This is a genomic window from Streptomyces sp. NPDC029956, assembly GCF_055574655.1.
Genome location: NZ_JBVHZJ010000078.1, coordinates 1 through 20,686 on the forward strand (window position 1 = coordinate 1; position 20,686 = coordinate 20,686).

The following is a 20,686-nucleotide window of genomic DNA, read 5'->3' on the forward strand; positions in this document are numbered from 1 at the left end:
CGCCGACACCCGCCAGGTGCTCATCAGGTCCCTCGCGATGCTCCGCACCAAGCACGCCGACCTGCCGTCCCGCAAGCACGGCAACCCGCCTCAGTAAGAGGAGTCATCCACGTGACAACCCCTGCCAACCTTCTCCGTGTCGAGAAGGGCAATGCCGACCCCGAGGAGCTGGCGGCCATCACGGCCGTCCTGCTCGCCCGTGCCGCCGCCCGGTCCGACGAGGACACCACCGCGGGCCACCGCGGCCGTACCGCGGCCGGCTGGCGCCGCCTGGAGCGCGAGCACGGCTTCCGCGCACCGCACAGTTGGCGCTGAGCGACCGAGGAGGGCCGGAACCCGGTATCACCGGGTTGCGGCCCTCTTTCGTGCGTCCAGGGGCCCCTGAAGCCCCGAACAGGGCCCCGAGAGGCCGGACCGGGCCCCTGAGCCCCGGACAGGGGCCCGGACACGCCGGACAGGGATCCGGACACACGCCGAAGGCCGCGTTCCCGACGGGAACGCGGCCTTTCGGTACGGGGCGCCGGGGGACAGCTACCGCAGGCGGGCCATGAGGGCGTGCTCGACCAGGGTGATGAGCGCGCTCTTGGCGTCGGCGCGGTGCCGGGCGTCCGTGGTGATGATGGGGGTGTCCGGACCGATCTGGAGGGCCTCGCGGACCTCCTCGGGCTGGTAGGGCTGGCTGCCGTCGAAGCCGTTGAGGGCGATGACGAACGGCAGGCCGCTGTTCTCGAAGTAGTCGACGGCGGGGAAGCAGTCGGCGAGACGGCGGGTGTCCACGAGCACGACGGCGCCGATGGCGCCGCGGACGAGGTCGTCCCACATGAACCAGAAGCGGTCCTGACCGGGCGTACCGAAGAGGTACAGGATCAGGTCCTGGTCCAGGGTGATGCGGCCGAAGTCCATGGCGACGGTCGTCGTCGTCTTGTCGCCGGTGTGCGTGAGGTCGTCGATGCCCGCGGACGCAGACGTCATGACGGCCTCGGTACGCAGCGGGTTGATCTCCGAGACGGCGCCGACGAACGTGGTCTTGCCCACGCCGAAGCCACCCGCCACCACGATCTTCGCGCTGGTGGTTGAACGGGCCGCGCCGCCGCTAGAGCTTGCGAAGTCCACTGAGCACCCTTTCGAGCAGTGTCACGTCTGGCTGACCGCCGGCGGCCTCGTCGCCGCCCGGCTGGTGGATGGCGACGAGCCCGGCCTCTGCCAGGTCGGCCACGAGGATTCGGGCGACGCCGAGGGGGATGGAGAGAAGAGCCGAGATCTCGGCGACCGACTTGATCTCGAAGCACAGTCGGCAGATCCGCTGGTGCTCGGGCAACTGCCCCTGCAGCCTGGACGGATCGGCCGTCGTGCTGACCAGCGCCTCGATGGCGAGCTGGTAGCGCGGCCGGGTCCGGCCGCCGGTCATCGCATAGGGACGCACCAGCGGGTTGTGCGAGCCGCCCGAGCTGCTGGAGCCTGCGGCGGACTGGGCACGCGAGGAGCCCTGCGCACCCGCGGGCTGGGCGTGAGGCTGCCGATAGGGCTGCGAAACACCCTGTCTGCTCGGGGCGGAGGGAAAGTTGAACCGGTTCTGCGCGGCGTCGCCGAGCGGCGCCTGGTGCGCGTCATAACCGTTGTAGGGGCTTGAGCCCGGTGGTGTTCCCACGTCTCCTCCTCCGACTGCCTCGCGGTCCATGTCCCTTGGAACCGCGCCACCGCACCTTACGGGGCGGTGGCGCGAAACGCACTGTCTGTCTGTTAGTTGAGAAGACTTCCCTGAAGCTCCGCCCGGAGGTCGGGAGTCAGGACGGTGCCCGCGCGGTCCACGAGCAGTGCCATCTCGTAGCCCACGAGACCGATGTCGGCCTCGGGGTGAGCGAGCACGGCCAGCGAGGAGCCGTCGGAGACCGACATGATGAAGAGGAAGCCGCGCTCCATCTCCACCACGGTCTGATTGACCGCACCACCCTCGAAGATCCGGGACGCGCCCGCGGTCAGCGAGGTCAGTCCGGAGGCGACGGCCGCCAGCTGGTCGGCGCGATCGCGAGGGAATCCCTCGGACATCGCCAGCAGGAGTCCGTCGGCGGAGACCACCACCGTGTGCGACACCCCAGGGGTGTTGTCCACGAAGTTGGTGATCAACCAGTTCAGATTCTGCGCCGCCTGGCTCATGCTCACACTAACGCTCCTGGTTGTAGGTACTGCCCGGGCCGAGGCCCGATCCGTTCGTGTCCGTTCCCGCGCTGCGTCCCTGCTGGACGCCGCGGCGCAGGTTGCTCAACCTGCCCCGTACGTCCTCGGGTGCGCGGGAGACCTGGGGGCCGCCCTGCGGGGTCTGCTCAGCCGTGCCCTCGACCAGGTTGGCCTTCGGGACCCGGCGGGGGAGACCGGACGAGGTGACCCCGCCGGCCTTCGGGTCCTTGAGCTTCCCGGCCCGCTGCCAGCGCTCGTCGTTGGTCGAGCGCCATTCGTCGGTGGGGTCGGCGTCGTTCTGCTGCTGCTGCGCCGGCTGCGCGGGCTTGGCCTGCTGCGGTGCCTGCTGCTGCGGCGCCTGCTGGGTCGGCGAGGCGACGCTGCCGCGGCGCGGCAGTCCGGCGTCGGTCAGCGCGTGACCGGCGTCCGGGGCGGCACTCTGGGTCGGACCCGGACGGTCGAAGCCTACGCGGTCGGCGGCCTGTTCGGGAGCGCTCGGAGCAGATTCCGATTCCGCTCCGAACGGCTGCTGGTAGCCGCCCTGGTAAGCGCTCTGATCCTGCCAGTCTCCCTGGTGGGACTGGGTATCGAACGCATTGCCGTACTGCTGGTGTTCGGTTCCCGCGGTCTCGTACGAAGCCTCCGCATAGCCCTGCTGCGGGTAGGCCTCGTAACCCTGCTGCGGGTACGCGTAGCCGTCCTGCTGCTGCGGGAACCCGGCCTCGTACTCCTGGCCGTATCCCTGCGACTGCTGAGGCTGCTGCTGCCCGTACTCCTGCGCCGGGGCGTACTGCTCGGGCGCGTACTCCTGGCCCTGCTGCTGCCCGTACTCCTGGCCCTGGCCGTACTCCTGGCCCTGCTGCCCGTACTCCTCCGACTGCTCCGCCTCGTCGCGGAAGAGCGGCCGGTCACCACCCTGCGCCTGGGCCTCCAGGGCGGCACGCCGTCCCTCGCGCTTCAGCGAGCGGTCGACCGGGTCGAGCTGACGCTCCTCCTCGGCCGGCTGGTCGTAGCGGGAGTCGTCGAAGCCGAGGTCGGCGGCGGTCAGCATCGGCTGCTGCTGCGGCGGGGCGCTCTCGAAGGCGCTCTGCTGCTGTTGCTGCGGAATGATCTGCGAGACCGTGAAGTCGTCCTGGAGCGGCTGCTCGCCACCGCCACCGTGCGTGATCGCGTCCGGCAGCATGACCAGCGAGGTCGTACCGGCCTGCTCGCCCGAGGGGCGCAGCTGGACCCGGATGCCGTGGCGGTCGGCGAGCCGGCCGACCACGAAGAGGCCCATGCGCTGCGAGACGGCCGCGTCCACGGTCGGCGGGTTGGCCAGCTTGTGGTTGATGTCCGCGAAGTCCTCGGCGGTGAGGCCGATGCCCTTGTCGTGGATCTCGACCATCACACGGCCGTCGGGGAGACGGGTCGCGGTGACGCGGACCTTGGTCTGCGGGGAGGAGAACGTGGTGGCGTTCTCCAGGAGCTCGGCGAGCAGGTGCACGAGGTCGGTCACGGCCTGGCCGTGGATCTCGGCGTCCGGCACGCCCGCCAGCTCGATGCGCTCGTACTGCTCCACCTCGGAGGAGGCGGCGCGCATGACGTCGACCAGCGGGACCGGCTGGTCCCAGCGGCGGCCCGGCTCCTCGCCGGCGAGGACGAGGAGGTTCTCGCCGTTGCGGCGCATACGGGTCGCCAGGTGGTCCAGGCGGAAGAGGTTCTCCAGCTGGTCCGGGTCGGCCTCGTTGTTCTCCAGGTCGGTGATGAGGGTCAGCTGGCCCTCGATCAGCGACTGGTTGCGGCGCGAGAGGTTGGTGAAGATCGCGTTGACGTTGCCCCGGAGCATGGCCTGCTCGGCGGCGAGCCGGACGGCCTCGCGGTGGACCTGGTCGAAGGCGCGGGCGACCTCGCCGATCTCGTCCTGCGTGTCGATCGGGATCGGCTGCACGCGGGTGTCGACGCGGCCGGGCTCGGTACGGGACAGCTGGTCGACCAGCATCGGAAGACGCTGCTCCGCGATGCCGAAGGCGGCGGTACGCAGCTGCTGCATCGCGCGGCTCATCTGGCGGGCCATCATCCCGGCGAGGATGAAGGCGGCGAGCAGGGCGACGACGACGATGCCACCGTTGACCCAGGCGTCCGTCTTGGCCTCGTCGGAGATCTTGATCGCCTCGGCCACGGCCTTGTCGACCAGGGCCTTCTCGACCTCGGAGTAGCCCTCGAACTTGGCGGTGGCGATCGCCACCCAGGTCTCGGCCGTGATGCCCTTGGCCTTGAGCGACGCGAGGCCCTCGGGGTCCTTGGCGGTGCCGATCGCGGTGGCCGCGCCCGAGTAGACGGAGCCGTCCTTGCCCTTGGGCAGGTCGAGGCCGTTGGCCTGCATCTGCTTGGCGCCCTCGGCGGCCTTGCCCGCCATGACCTTCTTCAGCATCTCGACGTCCTCGGGCATACCACCGGAGGAGAACTCGCCGAGGGCGATCTGCTCCAGGTAGTTGTACGAGTTGAACGCCACGGACTGCTGGGCGAAGACGGCTTCGGTACGGCTGGGCCGGACCAGGAGCTGGGTGCCTATGGAGCGCTGGAGGGACTCGGCGCCCTTGGCCAGCTGGATGGCGTAGACGCTTCGGCCGTAGGCCGTGACGTTGCCGGTGCCGAGGCCGAGTTCGTTGGAGAACTCGGTGAGGTAGTGCTGGACGCCGGTGTACTGGAGCTGGGTGTTCACCGGGTCGAGGGAGCGCGTGTACGCGGCCTTGCGCAGCGCTTCGAGCTTCGGCTCCTCCTCACGGAAGAGGTTCAGCCGGCGCTCCAGGCCCTGGCCCGAAGGCAGGTCCTTGGCGGCCTCGTCGAACTTCACCTTGGCGGCGTCGGTCGCGGCGTACGCCCTCGTGACGTCGTCGCTCTTGCGGTCCTCGGCGGTCTTCGCCGCCAGCAGGGGACCCGCGGTGAGGTCGCGCTCGTTGAGAAGGGCGGTGCTGTACTCCGAGGCGGCGCGCACGATGAGCGCCGTCTTCTCGGCGTCCTGCGCCTCCTGCCAGGTGTCGATCGACCCCTTGACCTGGAAGCCGCCCATGACGAGGCCGACCAGCACGGGTACACAGAGGATCGCGTTCAGCCTGGTGGGCACTCGCCAGTTGCGCGGCGAGAGCTTGCTGGAGCTGCCCGGAGCGGCGGCCACGGCGGGCTGCGTCACGGGCACGTCCGCGGGCGACATCGCCGTGCGCGACGGCGGGGTGAAGTTGCCCCGTGTCTCCTGCTCCGCGGAGCTTTCCTTGCTGCGCCTCACTCGACCAACAACCTCTCGGCGTCGGCACCTACGTTGTGCCGGTGTTTCGTTCAGGGCCGTACTACTCGGGAGTTCATGAATTGCAGCACGTGAAGGGGGTGGGTTCCAAACAGTGCGATGCGGCCGGTTTCACGGGCCTGCGCCTCGTATAAAACGGGCATAAAGAGCGAGCCCCGCCAAAAGACGGGGCTCAGGTGAGCGCAGCGACACCGATCGGATGCGTCGGGTGTCCGAGGCGACCCAATTCTCATTCGAAATGTTATGAACGCGCGGGCGGCCGTGTCGAACGACACAGGCCGCCCCCGGCGGTGGCACGGGACACCCCACCAGGTCGTCCGACTACTTGAGCCGGGCCATGAGGGCGTGCTCGACCAGGGTGATGAGCGCGCTCTTGGCGTCGGCGCGGTGCCGGGCGTCCGTGGTGATGATCGGGGTGCCCGGACCGATCTGGAGGGCCTCGCGGACCTCCTCGGGCTGGTAGGGCTGGCTGCCGTCGAAGCCGTTGAGGGCGATGACGAACGGCAGGCCGCTGTTCTCGAAGTAGTCGACGGCGGGGAAGCAGTCGGCGAGACGGCGGGTGTCCACGAGCACGACGGCGCCGATGGCGCCGCGGACGAGGTCGTCCCACATGAACCAGAAGCGGTCCTGACCGGGCGTACCGAAGAGGTACAGGATCAGGTCCTGGTCCAGGGTGATGCGGCCGAAGTCCATGGCGACGGTCGTCGTCGTCTTGCCACCGGTGTGCGTGAGGTCGTCGATGCCCGCGGACGCAGACGTCATGACGGCCTCGGTACGCAGCGGGTTGATCTCGGACACGGCGCCGACGAACGTGGTCTTGCCCACGCCGAAGCCACCCGCCACCACGATCTTCGCGCTGGTGGTCGACCGAGCCGAACCGCCGCTAGAGCTTGCGAAGTCCACTGAGCACCCTTTCGAGCAGAGTCACGTCCGGCGTGCCGCCGGTTTCTCCGTTGCCCGGCTGGTGGATCGCCACCATGCCGGCCTCCGCCAGGTCGGCGACGAGGATGCGGGCGACACCGAGAGGCATCGACAGCAGCGCCGACACCTCGGCCACCGACTTGACCTCACGGCACAGGTGGCAGATCCGCTGGTGCTCCGGGAGGAGAGTGGCGAGGTGCGCCGGGTCGGCCGTGGTGCTGACCAGCGCCTCGATGGCGAGCTGGTAGCGCGGCCGGGTCCGGCCGCCGGTCATCGCGTACGGACGCACCAGCGGCTGGTCGCCCTCATGTCCGTACTCGTCGACTGAATTGCCGTACGGATCGTGAGAGGCGGGGGGCGGGGTCATGAATCCTCCGGGCGTGACGGCAAACCTTCTGCCGTCTGATGGGGCCGGTGGGGGGCCGGGTGGGGCGGCCGGACGGATAACGGTGCCAGGGCGGCACGGAGGGGCGTACCGCCCTGTCGGTCGGTGGTGCGGTGAGGTCTTCCGTGAAGCAACCGGCTAGTGGAGCAGGCTGCCCTGGAGCTCCGCGCGGAGATCCGGGGTGAGGACACTGCCGGCCCGGTCGACCAGCAGCGTCATCTCGTAGCCGACGAGGCCGATGTCGCACTCGGGGTGCGCGAGCACGGCCAGCGAGGAACCGTCGGAGACCGACATGAGGAAGAGGAAGCCGCGCTCCATCTCCACCACGGTCTGCGCGACGGGGCCCCCCTCGAAGATCCGGGACGCACCCGCGGTCAGCGAGGTCAGTCCGGACGCGACCGCCGCCAGCTGGTCGGCGCGGTCGCGGGGGAATCCTTCGGACATGGCCAGCAGGAGTCCGTCGGCGGAGACCACCACCGTGTGGGACACCCCAGGGGTGTTGTCCACGAAGTTGGTGATCAACCAGTTCAGATTCTGCGCCGCCTGGCTCATCGCGTTCAACTAACGCTCCTGCTGATGGTTCGGACCGAGGTGGTGATTACCCGTGGTCGAGTTACCTGCCTGCCGGCCCTGCTGGATACCGCGGCGCAGATTGGTCAGCCGGCCGCGGACGTCGTCGGGTGCACGCGAGACCTGGGGGCCGGCCGTGTGGGCCTGCTCCTGTGCGGTCCCGGGTACGAGGTTGGCCTTCGGCACACGCCGGGGAAGACCAGAGGTGGTGACACCGCCGGCCGCGGGCTTGCGCACCCGCTCGGCCTGGCGCACCAGCTCGTCGTTGGGCGAGGTCCGCCAGGCGGCCCCGCCGTTCTGGCGACCGTCGGCCGGGTCACCGGCCGGACGCTGCGCCGGAGCGGCCTGCTGCGGCGCGACCGGGGTCTGCGCCTGCTGCTGGGCCTGCTGCGCCTGCTCCTGGTGGAACCAGTTGGTCTCGAGCGTGTCGTACAGCGGCGTACGGCCGTCGCCCGCGCCCGCCGGCGGCAGCGCCTCCGGACGGCGCGGCTGCTGGAGCTGCGGCTGCTGGCCCTGCGGCTGACGCTGCTGCGGCTGGACCGGCTCCTGGCGCGGGGCGCCGAGGTCGCCGCCCGTGCGCTGACGCGGGGCCGGCGGCTGCTGCGCCTGCTGCTGCGCCTGCGGTACGTAGGGCTGCCGGCCGAACTGCTGCTGCTGGCCGCCCTGGTAGCCCTGCTGCTGCGGAGCCTGCTGCGGGCTGTTGAAGTCGGGCCGCGCGAACTGGCCGGTGGAGCCGGGGCCCTGCGGGGCACCGAAGTCGGGGCGCGGGAACTGCGCCGTCGACGCCGGGTCCTGGACACCGCCCTGGTACACCTGCGGCGCCTGCTGCTGCGGGGCCTGCTGCGGGCGGCCCTGCGACGACTGGGGCGCACCGAAGTCCGGACGCGGGAACTGACCCGTGGAACCGGGGCCCTGGGAAGCCGGGGCCGCGAACGAGCCGGTCGTCTCCGGGTCCTCGTGACCGCGCGGGGCGTCCAGCGGGGACATCTCCTGCTGCGGGCGGCGGACCGGCTGCTGGGCCTGGTCGTTGCCCCAGCTCGCCGCCTGCTGGCGCTGCGCCTGGGGGTTGCCGCCCGGCAGCTCGGCGCGCGGGAACTCGTATCCGCCGGCCTGCTGGGCACCCTGGCCCTGGCCCTGCGGTGCGTGCTGCGGAGCACCGGGTCCGGCCTGCTGGGAGCTCTGGCTGCCCCACACGTCGGTGCGGGACGGGATGGCGCTCGCGGCGCCGCCGATGAGACCGCCGCCACCGGGGCCCGGCCGCAGCGGATCGCCGCTCTGCGGGGCCTGCGGCTGCTGACCGGTCCGGTCGAGCGACGCGTTCTGCGGCTGCGGGGTACGGGACTGCGGGGCGCCCTGCGGGCCACCGGCGAGCGGGGCACCGTCACGGGCGGGCAGCGCGGCCCGGGGACCGCTCGTACCGACCTGGCCGCGCGGCGCGCCCCCGCCGCCGAGCAGACCGCCCGAGGGCGCACCGCCCTGGCCCGGACGTCCGCCGGGGCCACCGGCCGCGCCGGGACCGGCGGGAAGCCGGCCGCCCGGGGCGGAGGCACCCGGCGGCATCGCGCCCTGGCCGCCGGCACCCGGCTTGGGCATCGGCTTCTTGCCGCCCTGGGCGACGTCGACCGGCAGCATGACGAGCGCGGTGGTGCCGCCCGAGTCGGAGGGGCGCAGCTGGATGCGGATGCCGTGTCGCAGGGACAGGCGGCCGACCACGAAGAGACCCATGCGGCGGGAGACGGAGACGTCCACGGTGGGCGGCGAGGCGAGCCGCTCGTTGATCGCGGCGAGGTCCTCGGGGGAGAGGCCGATGCCGGTGTCGTGGATCTCGACGAGCACCCGGCCGTCGGGCAGCGCGTGACCGGTGACCCGGACCTTCGTCTGCGGCGAGGAGAACGAGGTGGCGTTCTCGAGCAGCTCGGCGAGGAGGTGCACGAGGTCGTTGACGACTCGGCCGGCGACCTCGGTCGCGGGGACCGAGGCGAGTTCGATGCGCTCGTACTGCTCCACCTCGGAGGCGGCGGCACGGAGCACGTCGACCAGCGGGACCGGGCGGGTCCAGCGGCGGCCGGGCTCCTCACCGGCGAGGACGAGGAGGTTCTCACCGTTACGGCGCATACGCGTCGCGAGGTGGTCGAGCTTGAAGAGCGAGGACAGCTGGTCCGGGTCGGCCTCGCGCGACTCCAGTTCGGAGATGAGCGAGAGCTGACGCTGGATGAGGCCCTGGGAACGGCGCGAGAGGTTGGTGAACATCGCGTTGACGTTGCCTCGGAGGAGGGCCTGCTCGGCGGCGAGACGGACGGCCTCGCGGTGCACGTCGTCGAAGGCCGCGGCCACCTGGCCGATCTCGTCCCGGGAGTGCACACCGACGGACTCGACGGAGGTGTCGACGTCCTGCGGGTCGGACTCGGAGAGCTGCTTGACGAGCTCGGGCAGGCGTTCCTGGGCGACCTTGGTCGCGGTGTCCTGGAGCCGGCGCAGCGAGCGGATCATGGACCGGGCCACGACGAAGGCGCCGATGAGCGAGACGCCGAGGACGAGGAGGATCAGCGCACCGTTGACGATGGCGTCCCGCTGCGACTCCTGGCGGAGCTCACGGGCCAGGCTCTCCATGTCGCCGAGCAGACCGCGCTCGATGCGGTTCATGGTGGCGATCTTGGTGCCGTACTCGTCGGTGAAGTTCAGGTGACCGCGCGGGTCGCCCTTCTTCATGGCGTTGTCCATGTTGAGGACGCGCTCGGCGTACTTCTCGGCGGCGGTGATCGACGGGTTGCCGTTGTTCAGGGACGCGGTCCGGTCGGTGGCGTTGCCACCGGTCGACTCGTAGATCGCCTGGAAGGACTGGAGCTCGCGGCCCTCGGAGTTGAGCGCGGCCTCGCCGTACAGGCGGTCACCCTGCTGGATGTCACCGCGGGTCCGGTCGCTCGGCGGCAGCGCCGCGGCGATGATCGCCTGCTGGATGGAGGCGTACTCCTTGGCGGACGAGAACGCGGCGAGCGCGCGGGTCCGCTTGATCATCTCGGGGTTGCTGGTCGCCTGCGCCATGTCCTGGGAGAGGCTGAGCAGCGAGCGGATGAGACGGCTGTACGCCTCGACCGTCACCGAGTGGGAGACGTCCTTCTCGTACGCGTTGCTCCGGATCGTGTGCAGAGCGCTGACCTGCGAGGCGATCTGGTTGACGTTCTGCCGGATGCTGCGCAGCGCCTCGTCGCCCTCGGTGGCCGGGATGGCCTCCGTGGCCTGGAGGAAGGCCTTGTACTCGAGGTCCGTCTTCCGGCGCGGGTTGGCGACCTGGTAGTCGCTGACCGGGCGGCCGTTGGAGAGCGGACCCGCGGAGAGGTCGCGCTCGGACTGGAGGGCCTGCGCGAGGTCGGTGGCCTCACGGGTCAGCTTGGTGAGCAGCTGCATGTGGTCGAGCTGCTCCATGTCCTGGAGCGACTCGCTGATGCGGATGCCGCCCAGGGTGGTCGCGGCGACCACGGGGAGCGTGAGCAGCGCGACCAGGCGTGTGGAGATGCGCCAGTTGCGCAGGGCTATTCGGGGGCCGACCGCGTTCTCGGCGCCCTCGGTCCGGGCCTTGGGGGGTGCGTCGGACGGGTCGGCGGACGGGGCCGCGGCGCTTGTGCGCCTGCCGCCGTCACCGCCGTCGCCGGACGGTCCCTGACCCTGGTTCGGGGTGCGCGAGGCCGAGGGACCGCGGTCGGTCCCGGCACGCGGTTCCTGCTCCGCCGGAGCATCCGCTCGGCCCTGACGGGCCTGGGGAGACCCCGAGCCATCCCTCTTGAAACGTCCCTGCACTAGCGTCGCAACCTCTGGACCAGGCGTCCTTCCGGATGAACGGAGAGGACGGTGTCGGTGTCAATCGGGGTGCGTGGAGGGCACCCCAGGTGGTCGTCGGTGACCGGCGCAGTTCCCCCTTCCCCGCCACTAGGCCGGCGCTGCGTTGCGCCCCCTGCGAGCCGGCTTGAATCCCGCGGCGGTGCGTGGAATTCCAGCACAGTGCCGGACCTCCAACAAGGGCCGCGTGTCGCACCGCGAGGGTCATGACAACCCGTGCGCACAGCGTCACCCCATGTAGAAGATGATCACGGAGGATTCGGACTTTTCCTCTCCAATGGCTGCGCGTACCCGTGTGTCCCAGTCGCCATGATCAGGAGCGGAATAGAGCATTCAGTGGCGGAATGTCCCTTTCCGTGGCGACAGGCGACGGTCCGTAATGCCCGGAATATGTCGCCAGTGGTGAGCAAACTCACACGATGATCGATGTCTTAGCCATGCATTCGAAGGGAATCGCATGTTTAGCCTGACGCTTTACACCCCCTCGCGCCCGAACGCGGCGCCCGTTCCGGAACAAGGTCAGATCACCGCGATGAAGACGACGACGCCCGGCACCACGGCCAACCCCCGCCGTTCCACCCTCGTCCACCTCTCGGACGCCGCAGATCTCGGCCGGGTCGCCCTGCCCGAGTACGCGGTCGAGCTGCCGGCGAAGACGGCCAACCCGCGCCGTACCGTCCTCATGCAGCCCCCGGCCCCCTACGAGCCCCAGCCGTACGCCTCCGCGTCCCGCTGACGCCACCCCCCGGAGCCACCCGCGTCATCCTTGTCACCGGCCCGGCGACATCGCCGGTCGGCCGCCTCGCGCCGCGTTAGCCTGGAGCGTCAGACTCCAGCCAGCACCAAGTGAGGGGCGACAGCACTCGTGCGCATCGCCAGATTCTCCATCGACGGCAATGTGGCCTTCGGCGCCGTCGAGGGCGAGGGAACCGTCGAGTCCGGCGGCCTCGTCCTCGACATCATCAAGGGCATCCCGTACACCGACTTCGAGCTCAGCGGCACCAAGGTCCCGCTGAGCAAGGTACGGCTCCTGCCGCCCGTGCTCCCCAACAAGGTCGTGGCCATCGGCCGCAACTACGCGGAGCACGCCGCCGAACTCGGCAACGAGGTCCCCGACGTCCCCGTCGCCTTCTTCAAGCCCACCACCTCGGTGATCGGCCCCGGCGACGCCATCGAGTACCCCTCCTTCTCCAACGAGCTGCACCACGAGGCCGAACTGGCCGTGGTCATCGGCCGCATGTGCCGCGAGGTGCCCCGCGAGCGCGTGAAGGACGTCGTCTTCGGCTACACCTGCGCCAACGACGTCACCGCCCGCGACGCCCAGCAGCGCGAGAAGCAGTGGGCCCGCGCCAAGGGCTTCGACACCTCCTGCCCGCTGGGGCCCTGGGTCGAGACGGACCTGAGCATCGCTGCCGCGAGCGACCTGACCATCCAGGCCACGGTCAACGGCGAACAGCGCCAGCTGGGTCGGACGAGCGACATGATCCGCTCCATCGAGGACCTGGTCGTCCACATCACCGAGGCCATGACGCTGCTCCCCGGAGACGTCATCCTCACCGGCACCCCCGCCGGGGTCGGCCCCCTCAACGTCGGCGACGAGGTCGCCGTCACCATCGAAGGCATCGGCACTCTCACCAATAGGGTGATCAAGCGTGGCTAACGCGATCCGCGTCCGTTTCTGTCCCTCGCCGACCGGCAACCCCCACGTGGGCCTGGTCCGCACCGCTCTCTTCAACTGGGCCTTCGCCCGGCACAACGAGGGCACCATGGTCTTCCGCATCGAGGACACCGACGCGGCGCGCGACTCCGAGGAGTCGTACGACCAGCTGCTCGACTCCCTGAAGTGGCTCGGCCTCGACTGGGACGAGGGCCCGGAGGTCGGCGGCCCGCACGCGCCGTACCGCCAGTCGCAGCGGATGGACATCTACAAGGACGTCGCCGACAAGCTGCTCGCCGGCGGCTACGCGTACCCCTGCTACTGCACCACCGAGGAGCTCGACGAGCGCCGCGCCGCCGCGCGCGCCGCCGGCCGCCCCTCCGGCTACGACGGCCACTGCCGCGACCTCACCGACGAGCAGAAGGCCGCGTACGAGACCGAGGGCCGCGCGTCGATCGTCCGCTTCCGGATGCCCGACGAGCCCATCACCTTCACCGACCTGGTCCGCGGCGAGCTCACCTTCACCCCGGAGAACGTGCCGGACTACGGCATCCTCCGGGCCAACGGCGCCCCGCTCTACACCCTGGTCAACCCGGTCGACGACGCCCTGATGGAGATCACCCACGTCCTGCGCGGCGAGGACCTGCTCTCCTCCACCCCCCGCCAGGTCGCGCTCTACAAGGCGCTGATCGAGCTGGGCGTCGCCAAGGAGATCCCCTCCTTCGGCCACCTGCCGTACGTGATGGGCGAGGGCAACAAGAAGCTCTCCAAGCGCGACCCGGAGGCCTCCCTCAACCTCTACCGGGAGCGCGGCTTCCTCCCGGAGGGCCTGCTGAACTACCTCTCGCTCCTCGGCTGGTCCTTCTCGGCCGACCAGGACATCTTCACCATCCCCGAGATGGTGGCGAAGTTCGACATCGCCGAGGTCAACGCCAACCCGGCGCGCTTCGACCTCAAGAAGGCCGAGTCGATCAACGCCGACCACATCCGCATGCTGGACGTGAAGGCGTTCGCCGAGGCCTGCGAGCCCTGGCTGCGGGCCCCCTTCGCCAACTGGGCGCCCGAGGACTTCGACCGGACCGCCTGGGAGGCCATCGCGCCGCACGCCCAGACCCGCGTCACCGTCCTCTCGGACATCACGGCCAACGTGGACTTCCTCTTCCTGTCGGAGCCGGTCTTCGACCAGCCCTCGTGGGACAAGGCGATGAAGGGCGAGCCCGCGGCCCTCCTCACCACCGCCCGCGAGAAGCTCGAGGGCGCCGACTGGAGCGACCCCGAGTCCCTCAAGAGCGCCGTGCTGGCCGCCGGCGAGGCCCACGGCCTCAAGCTCGGCAAGGCGCAGGCCCCGGTCCGCGTGGCCGTCACGGGCCGCACGGTCGGCCTGCCCCTCTTCGAGTCCCTGGAGATCCTGGGCAAGGAGAAGACCCTGACCCGCATCGACGCGGCTCTGGCGAAGCTGTCGGCCTGACGGCTTCCGGCGGACAGTGAGGGGGGGGGGGGGGGGGGGGGGGGGGGGGGTGCCGGGGGGGGGGCCGTCCCCCCCCCCCCCCCCCCCCCCGCCCCGTTCTGTCTCTGTTCCGTCCCCGTGCTGTTCCTGCCTCGGGCCCGGTCCGTCCCCGCGGGTTCCGCCCCGCCGGGATCCGTCCCCCGGACCGGCTACGCCAGCCCGCGGCGCGCCACGGCCGGCGCCCGGTGCCCGGCGATGGACGCCACCATGTCGAGGACCTGCCGCGTCTCGGCGACCTCGTGCACCCGGTACACCTGCGCCCCCAGCCAGGCGGACACGGCGGTCGTCGCCAGGGTCCCGAGGACCCGCTCCTTCACCGGCCGGTCGAGCGTCTCGCCGACGAAGTCCTTGTTGGACAGGGACACGAGCACCGGCCAGCCCGTGTCCGCCATCTCCCCGAGCCGCCGCGTCGCCTCCAGGCTGTGCCGGGTGTTCTTCCCGAAGTCATGGCCCGGGTCGATCATGATCGCGTCCCGCCGCACCCCGAGCGCGACCGCCCGCTCCGCGAGCCCCACGGTCACGCGCAGGATGTCGGCCATCACGTCCTCGTACTCCACGCGGTGCGGCCGCGTCCGCGGCTCCGCGCCGCCCGCGTGCGTGCACACGAGCCCCGCTCCGTACTTCGCGGCGACCTCGGCGAGTCCGGGGTCGACCCCGCCCCACGCGTCGTTCAGGACGTCCGCGCCGGCCTCGCAGACCGCCGCGCCGACGTCCGCCCGCCAGGTGTCCACGCTGATGACGACATCGGGATGGCGGCGGCGGACCTCGGCGACGAAACCGACCGTGCGCCGCGCCTCCTCCTCGGCCGTGACCTCCTCGCCGGGGCCCGCCTTCACCCCGCCGATGTCGATGATCGCCGCCCCCTCGGCCACGGCCTGCTCGACGCGGGCGAGCGCCGGCTCGTCCCGGAAGGTGGCGCCCTGGTCGTAGAAGGAGTCCGGGGTCCGGTTCACGATCGCCATGATCACCGGCTCGTGCGGCCCGAATTCACGCCGTCCCAAGCGCAGCATCCCTTTTGTCCTCCCTCGTGTCCGTTCGCCTGCGACCCTAGCTGTCGGTGGCGCATGGCACGATCGGCACGGGACGTTTTCCACTCCGGGGAGAGGCACGCAGGTGTTCTGGTTTCTGCTCATCACGATGGTCGTGGTCGTGGCCGCGGTGACCCTGGCCGTGGTCGGCGGCGGCGACAGCGAGGTGCTGCCCGACGTGGCGCCCCAGGAGCTCGTCGACCCGCTCCCGGCCGCCCGCCCGGTCGACCGCGCCGACGTCGAGGCGCTCCGTCTCCCCGTCGCGGTCCGCGGCTACCGGATGGCGGACGTGGACGACGTGCTGGTCCGCCTCGGCGCCGAGCTGGCCGAGCGCGACGCCCGGATCTCCGAGCTGGAGGAGGCGCTCGCGGGAGCGGGCGCCGCCGGTGACGGAGAGGACGGGCGGGCGTGACGGCCAGCGGGGCGGTGCCCGGCCCGGACGGGCGGCTGCGCTGCCCCTGGGGCCTGTCGACCGAGGACTACGTGGCGTACCACGACGAGGAGTGGGGCCGCGCGGTCCACGGCGACGACGCGCTGTTCGAGCGGCTCTGCCTCGAGGCGTTCCAGTCGGGTCTGTCGTGGATCACGATCCTGCGCCGCCGCGAGGGATTCAGGGCGGCGTTCGCCGGTTTCCGGATCGCCTCGGTCGCCGAGTTCGGAGACGCGGACCGCGAGCGGCTCCTCGTGGACGAGGGCATCATCCGCAACCGGGCCAAGATCGACGCGACCCTCGCCAACGCGAAGCTGCTGGCCGGCTGGGCCCCGGGCGAGCTGGACGAGCTGATCTGGTCGTACGCCCCCGATCCGAGGACCCGCCCCGTCCCGCGTACGTTCGCGGACGTCCCGGCGGTCACGGACGAGTCCACGGCCCTCTCGAAGGCCCTCAAGAAACGAGGCCTCCGCTTCATCGGCCCGACGACGGCCTACGCCCTGATGCAGGCGTGCGGGCTGGTCGACGACCACGTGCAGGGGTGCGTGGCCCGGGGCGGGCAGTAGCCCCGGGCCGTCGGTCCCGTCCGGATCGGAAGAGGTGGACGGGGTCCGAGGGTGCGGGGGCCGTCGCGGGCGACCAGGTCGGTCTCCCGGTCGATCCCTGCCTGACCGGTCTCGACCTCCCACCGGGTGCCCCCGACCCGGATCGAGCTGATCGCGTTGTCGGCACCGTACGAGGAGCCCGGGCGCGAAGAAGGCGCGCCGAAGGAGAAGGACGCACGGAACCTCCCAGGCATGTGCGTACGAGCGGTGAGCGGATCGTGTAGACGCGCCCACCGCTCGTACGAACGGGTCCCGGGGTCCGTCAGCGGCCCAGGTACGTCGGCTTCTCCTTGGCGATGAAGGCGCGGACCGCGATCGTGTGGTCCTCGGAGGCGCCCGCGCGGTTCTGGAGTTCCTCCTCCTTGTCCAGCGCCTCGGAAAGGGAGTGGTCGGCGCCGTAGGCGACGGACTCCTTCAGGGCCGCGTACGCCACCGTCGGGCCCTGCGCCAGCTTGCGGGCCACCTTCTCCGCCTCGACGGCGAGGTCCGCGGCCGGGACCACGCGGTTCACGATGCCCAGCTCGTACGCCTCCTGGGCGGTGATCGAGCGCGGGAAGAGCAGCAGGTCGGCGGCGCGGCTCTGGCCGATCAGGCGGGGCAGCGTCCAGGACATGCCCGAGTCGGCGGTCAACGCGACGCCCGCGAAGGAGGTGTTGAACGACGCGGTGTCCGCGACCACCCGGTAGTCCGCCGCGAGCGCGAAGCCGAAGCCGGCCCCCGCCGCGACACCGTTCACGCCGGCCACGACGGGCTTCCGCATGCCCGCGAGCGCCCTGGTGATCGGGTTGTAGTGGTCCCGGACCGTGTTCATGGTCTCCTGGGTGCCGTTCTCGTGGTCCGCCATGAGCAGACCCACGTGTTCCTTCAGGTCCTGGCCGACGCAGAACGCCCGCTCGCCCGCCGCGGTGAGCAGCACCGCCCGTACGGCGGGGTCCGCCGCGGCCGTCTCGGCCGCGTCACGGAGGGCGACTTTCGCGGCCACGTTCATCGCGTTCATGGCCTCGGGGCGGTTGAGCGTGATGGTGGCGAGCCCGTCGCTCACCTCGTACAGCACCGTGTCGGCCATGGGGTTCCCTTCGCCTCTTTGCGTGGTTGACCTGCACAGCATGGCGGACATCACTCGCCCCGCCCATGTGAGCTGCGTCAAAGATTTGAAGGGCCCGGCCGGACGCCGAGCGGCGAAGTATCGCAGGCCGATCGCCGAAATGTGTGGTTTTGAGAGAGCGCGTTGCGCAAGCGATGCCATTCGATGTTGGTCATCGGGTCCTGCCATGCGGGATAATGACCTGGAAGCAATGTGTTCGAAGCCGGTGACGCGTGCTCCAGGTCATGGAGCTGCCCGGCTGACAAAGAGCTGGTTTCAGGAAGGGGAACAAGCATGGCGGCCATGAAGCCGCGGACGGGTGACGGCCCGCTCGAGGTGACCAAGGAGGGGCGGGGCATCGTCATGCGCGTTCCGCTCGAAGGCGGCGGTCGGCTTGTCGTCGAGTTGACTCCCGACGAGGCCGAGGCGCTGGGCGACGCCCTGAAGAAGGTCGTCGGCTGACCTTCCCTCGCATCCTGAGCACTGCCCCGGCACGGTCCGCCCGTGCCGGGGCAGTGGTGTGTCCGGGGCCGGACGTGGTGCGTCCGGGGTCGCGTCGTGACGTGGAAGGCCGTCGCGCAGGGGAGTGGGGCGGGCCCCGGGAGCGGGGGTGGGGAAGTGGGGCGGGCCCCGGGTGCGGGCTGCCCGGGAGCTTTTCAGCCGCGGCGGACCGCGCACAGCAGGCCGTCGCCGACCGGCAGCAGGGAGGGGATGAGCTCCTGGCTCTCCCGGACCGTGCGCAGCAGTTCGCGGACCCGCTGGACCTCGGCGGGCTGGGCCCCCGAGTCGACCGTGCGGCCGTCCGCGAAGACGCCCTCGAAGCAGACGAGCCCGCCAGGTCGCAGCAGGCGCAACGATTCAGCGAGGTAGTCCAGGTACTCGAGCCGGTCGCCGTCGCAGAACACGAGGTCGTACCCGCCGTCCGCGAGCCGCGGAAGTACGTCCAGGGCCCGGCCGGGGATGAACCGCGCCCGGTTGCCCGCGAAGCCTGCCGCACGGAACGCCGTCTTGGCGAGCTGCTGCCGCTCCGGCTGGAGGTCCACCGTCGTCAGAACGCCGTCCGGCCGCATCCCGAGCAGCAGGTAGATGCCCGACACGCCGGTGCCCGTGCCGATCTCCGCCACCGCCTTCGCGTCCGCCGTGGCCGCGAGCAGGCGCAGCGCCCCACCGGTGCCCGGCGACACCGAGGGCAGCCCTGCCTCCCGGGCCCGCTCACGGGCCCAGCGCAGAGCTTCGTCCTCGGCGACAAAGGCGTCGGCGAACGACCAGCTCGTCTGCCGGTTGGCGGTAATGGCCCTCTCCTGTCCCCGTAGTTGACGCAACGGTGACTGTATCCGCTGTCAGCGGGAACCCGCAGATGGGACCGGGCGTTCACCAGGGGAAGGACGCGGCGGGAAGGAGCCGGCGGAGCCGGTTCCAAATTCGCGTAAAGATTCTTATCCGGAGCTAACGGGCGAGGTGGCTATGGTAGGGGCTCCACTGGACACCACCAGAGCCGACAGGGGAGGTGCGGCTGCGCCTGTGGATCGGGGAGGAGTGCTTCGGCGTCTTCTCAGGTCGGCGGGTGAGCCGAAATCCGTGACCGACACCGCTGACCGAATCCGCACCGCCGACTCCGCTCCCACCACCGCGACCTTCGCATCGGATGCGGAATCGCAGGCGTGGACTCCTCCCACCTGGGAGGAGATCGTCAGCACGCACAGCGGCCGGGTGTACCGCCTCGCCTACCGGCTGACCGGCAACCAGCACGACGCCGAGGACCTGACCCAGGAGGTCTTCGTCCGCGTCTTCCGCTCGCTGTCGACGTACACGCCGGGCACCTTCGAGGGCTGGCTCCACCGCATCACCACCAACCTCTTCCTCGACATGGTCCGCCGCAAGCAGCGCATCCGTTTCGACGCGCTCGCCGACGACGCCGCCGAGCGGCTGCCCAGCCGTGAGCCCTCGCCGCAGCAGGTGTTCAACGACACCCACTTCGACGCCGACGTGCAGCAGGCACTCGACACCCTCGCGCCCGAGTTCCGCGCCGCGGTCGTCCTCTGCGACATCGAAGGACTGTCGTACGAGGAGATCGCCGCGACCCTCGGCGTGAAGCTCGGCACCGTCCGCAGCCGTATCCACCGCGGGCGCTCCCACCTGCGCAAGGCCCTCAAGCACCGCTCGCCCGAGGCACGGGCGGAGCGTGCCCTGGCCTCCGTCGGATGGGAGGCAGGGACAGCGTGAGCGGCACACGTCCCTCGTCGCCGACCCCCGCGGAGCACCACCTCGGGGACCGCCTGGCCGCGCTCGTCGACGGCGAACTCGGCCATGACGCCCGCGAGCGGGTCCTCGCGCACCTCGCGACCTGCACCCGTTGCAAGGCGGAGGCCGACGCGCAGCGCACCCTCAAGAGCGTCTTCGCCTCGGCGGCTCCTCCGCCGCCCTCGGAAGGGTTCCTGGCCCGGCTGCAGGGGCTACCCGGGGGTCCCGGTGAGCCGGGAGGCCCCGGCGGACCGAGAGGCCCCCTCGAAGAACTCCTCGGCGCGGGCGGCGTGCGGTCCGACGGTTTCGCCACGGCGGCCGTCGTCACCCCGCACTCCGCGCCGCAGACCGGCTTCCGTATCCACGAGGTCGGCGACCGCGCTTCCGGAACCTCCTGGCGCGGTCGGCGCTTCGCCTTCGCGGCGGCCAGCGCCGTCTCGTTCGCGGCCATCGCCCTCGGCGGCACCCTGCCGCTGGAGTCCTCGGTGAACGCGAGCTCGCGCGGCGGCCAGGGCACCGGCACGGCGGTCACCCCGTTGCGTGCCACCGCCGCGGGCCCCGGCGGCGGCACGGCCGTCTCCCGGGGCACCCGCTCGGGCGAGCGCGGCATCCAGTCCGTCGACGGCTCGCAGGTGGCACCGGGGGCTCCGCTGACTCCCGGGACCCCGGCGACGCTGCCGCACGGGCCGGTGTCACCGGTCGGTCCGGGCACGGTCCCGGCGGGCGCCGTCCCGCCGGACGCGGTGCGCTCCCCGGCCATGCCCCTGGTGGCGGTGCGGCTCCGGGACCCGGCCACGCACTCGTACCTCGCCCTCTCGCCGTTCATACGGCCGACGGGGCCGGCCCTTCGGCTGGCCGTCGGTCCCGGACCCAGTCCGGCGCCCAGTCCGACCACCGCACCGCTCGGCTCCCACCGCTGACCCGCGACCTGGTTGAATCCAGGGGGACAGGGGTGCCCGCCCAAGG

Annotated in this window: 20 protein-coding genes; 9 read left to right on the top strand and 11 right to left on the bottom strand. The window is 71.2% G+C overall.

The annotated features are described in order from the left end of the window. The first annotated feature begins 111 nt into the window (after nt 1-111). A complete protein-coding gene (locus ACZ4XX_RS36740) occupies nt 112-315 on the top strand; it encodes an acyl-CoA carboxylase subunit epsilon (protein WP_468512165.1) in 204 nt (67 codons plus the stop codon). 216 nt (nt 316-531) lie between these two features. Here the strand turns inward: ACZ4XX_RS36740 and ACZ4XX_RS36745 are convergent, their stop codons facing one another. The 8 genes from ACZ4XX_RS36745 to ACZ4XX_RS36780 all read right to left on the bottom strand — a co-directional run bounded on the left by ACZ4XX_RS36745 (nt 532) and on the right by ACZ4XX_RS36780 (nt 11,129). Beyond that, the gene (locus tag ACZ4XX_RS36745) at nt 532-1,113 is read right to left on the bottom strand and encodes a GTP-binding protein (protein ID WP_187623077.1); all 582 of its coding nucleotides are present in this window, start codon (nt 1,111-1,113) and stop codon (nt 532-534) included. After that, nucleotides 1,094-1,648 carry a DUF742 domain-containing protein gene (locus ACZ4XX_RS36750; protein ID WP_468512166.1) on the bottom strand — a complete coding sequence of 185 codons (555 nt, stop codon included), beginning with the start codon at nt 1,646-1,648 and terminating at the stop codon, nt 1,094-1,096. The genes ACZ4XX_RS36745 and ACZ4XX_RS36750 overlap by 20 nt, the downstream gene beginning before the upstream one ends. A gap of 92 nt (nt 1,649-1,740) precedes the next feature. After that, nucleotides 1,741-2,154, bottom strand: a complete 414-nt coding sequence (locus ACZ4XX_RS36755; protein WP_056644956.1) for a roadblock/LC7 domain-containing protein — start codon at nt 2,152-2,154, stop codon at nt 1,741-1,743. A gap of 7 nt (nt 2,155-2,161) precedes the next feature. Continuing rightward, complete coding sequence (locus ACZ4XX_RS36760; protein ID WP_468512167.1) at nt 2,162-5,440, bottom strand: sensor histidine kinase; 3,279 nt, start codon at nt 5,438-5,440, stop codon at nt 2,162-2,164. 339 nt (nt 5,441-5,779) lie between these two features. Then, entirely contained in the window at nt 5,780-6,361 is a 582-nt protein-coding gene (locus tag ACZ4XX_RS36765) for a GTP-binding protein (protein ID WP_468512168.1), read from the bottom strand. Then, complete coding sequence (locus tag ACZ4XX_RS36770; protein WP_030206207.1) at nt 6,342-6,746, bottom strand: DUF742 domain-containing protein; 405 nt, start codon at nt 6,744-6,746, stop codon at nt 6,342-6,344. The genes ACZ4XX_RS36765 and ACZ4XX_RS36770 overlap by 20 nt, the downstream gene beginning before the upstream one ends. A gap of 156 nt (nt 6,747-6,902) precedes the next feature. Further along, nucleotides 6,903-7,316 (bottom strand): roadblock/LC7 domain-containing protein, encoded by a 414-nt coding sequence (locus ACZ4XX_RS36775; protein ID WP_030325548.1) that lies wholly within the window; start codon nt 7,314-7,316, stop codon nt 6,903-6,905. 9 nt (nt 7,317-7,325) lie between these two features. Next, nucleotides 7,326-11,129, bottom strand: a complete 3,804-nt coding sequence (locus ACZ4XX_RS36780) for a sensor histidine kinase (protein ID WP_468512169.1) — start codon at nt 11,127-11,129, stop codon at nt 7,326-7,328. A 571-nt stretch (nt 11,130-11,700) separates the two neighbouring features. On the opposite strand from ACZ4XX_RS36780, the gene ACZ4XX_RS36785 reads away from it, so the two are divergent. The 3 genes from ACZ4XX_RS36785 (at nt 11,701) to gltX (ending at nt 14,293) form a co-directional block, all read left to right on the top strand. Next, the gene (locus ACZ4XX_RS36785) at nt 11,701-11,904 is read left to right on the top strand and encodes a hypothetical protein (protein WP_468512193.1); all 204 of its coding nucleotides are present in this window, start codon (nt 11,701-11,703) and stop codon (nt 11,902-11,904) included. A gap of 129 nt (nt 11,905-12,033) precedes the next feature. Then, complete coding sequence (locus ACZ4XX_RS36790) at nt 12,034-12,828, top strand: fumarylacetoacetate hydrolase family protein (RefSeq protein WP_468512170.1); 795 nt, start codon at nt 12,034-12,036, stop codon at nt 12,826-12,828. After that, complete coding sequence (gene gltX / locus ACZ4XX_RS36795; protein WP_468512171.1) at nt 12,821-14,293, top strand: glutamate--tRNA ligase; 1,473 nt, start codon at nt 12,821-12,823, stop codon at nt 14,291-14,293. Before ACZ4XX_RS36790 ends, gltX begins: the two co-directional genes overlap by 8 nt. A gap of 188 nt (nt 14,294-14,481) precedes the next feature. On the opposite strand, the gene folP is transcribed toward gltX, so the two are convergent. Continuing rightward, entirely contained in the window at nt 14,482-15,342 is an 861-nt protein-coding gene (gene folP, locus ACZ4XX_RS36800) for a dihydropteroate synthase (RefSeq protein ID WP_468512172.1), read from the bottom strand. Between the two features lie 103 nt (nt 15,343-15,445). On the opposite strand from folP, the gene ACZ4XX_RS36805 reads away from it, so the two are divergent. Together ACZ4XX_RS36805 and ACZ4XX_RS36810 are read left to right on the top strand one after the other, a co-directional pair. Continuing rightward, complete coding sequence (locus ACZ4XX_RS36805; protein WP_468512173.1) at nt 15,446-15,772, top strand: hypothetical protein; 327 nt, start codon at nt 15,446-15,448, stop codon at nt 15,770-15,772. Beyond that, nucleotides 15,769-16,356, top strand: a complete 588-nt coding sequence (locus ACZ4XX_RS36810; RefSeq protein ID WP_468512174.1) for a DNA-3-methyladenine glycosylase I — start codon at nt 15,769-15,771, stop codon at nt 16,354-16,356. Before ACZ4XX_RS36805 ends, ACZ4XX_RS36810 begins: the two co-directional genes overlap by 4 nt. A gap of 301 nt (nt 16,357-16,657) precedes the next feature. On the opposite strand, the gene chcB is transcribed toward ACZ4XX_RS36810, so the two are convergent. Next, nucleotides 16,658-17,461: a 2-cyclohexenylcarbonyl CoA isomerase gene (chcB, locus tag ACZ4XX_RS36815; RefSeq protein ID WP_468512175.1), complete on the bottom strand. Its 804-nt coding sequence runs from the start codon at nt 17,459-17,461 to the stop codon at nt 16,658-16,660. Nucleotides 17,462-17,773: 312 nt separating this feature from the next. On the opposite strand from chcB, the gene ACZ4XX_RS36820 reads away from it, so the two are divergent. Next, nucleotides 17,774-17,941, top strand: a complete 168-nt coding sequence (locus ACZ4XX_RS36820) for a DUF3117 domain-containing protein (RefSeq protein ID WP_009997451.1) — start codon at nt 17,774-17,776, stop codon at nt 17,939-17,941. A 194-nt stretch (nt 17,942-18,135) separates the two neighbouring features. Here the strand turns inward: ACZ4XX_RS36820 and ACZ4XX_RS36825 are convergent, their stop codons facing one another. Further along, nucleotides 18,136-18,801 (bottom strand): O-methyltransferase, encoded by a 666-nt coding sequence (locus tag ACZ4XX_RS36825; RefSeq protein ID WP_073912004.1) that lies wholly within the window; start codon nt 18,799-18,801, stop codon nt 18,136-18,138. Nucleotides 18,802-18,943: 142 nt separating this feature from the next. Here ACZ4XX_RS36825 and sigE point away from each other — a divergent pair, with 142 nt between their 5' ends. Beyond that, nucleotides 18,944-19,702 carry an RNA polymerase sigma factor SigE gene (sigE, locus tag ACZ4XX_RS36830; protein WP_073912007.1) on the top strand — a complete coding sequence of 253 codons (759 nt, stop codon included), beginning with the start codon at nt 18,944-18,946 and terminating at the stop codon, nt 19,700-19,702. Continuing rightward, complete coding sequence (locus tag ACZ4XX_RS36835) at nt 19,699-20,640, top strand: anti-sigma factor family protein (RefSeq protein ID WP_468512176.1); 942 nt, start codon at nt 19,699-19,701, stop codon at nt 20,638-20,640. Before sigE ends, ACZ4XX_RS36835 begins: the two co-directional genes overlap by 4 nt. Nucleotides 20,641-20,686: the final 46 nt, after the last annotated feature.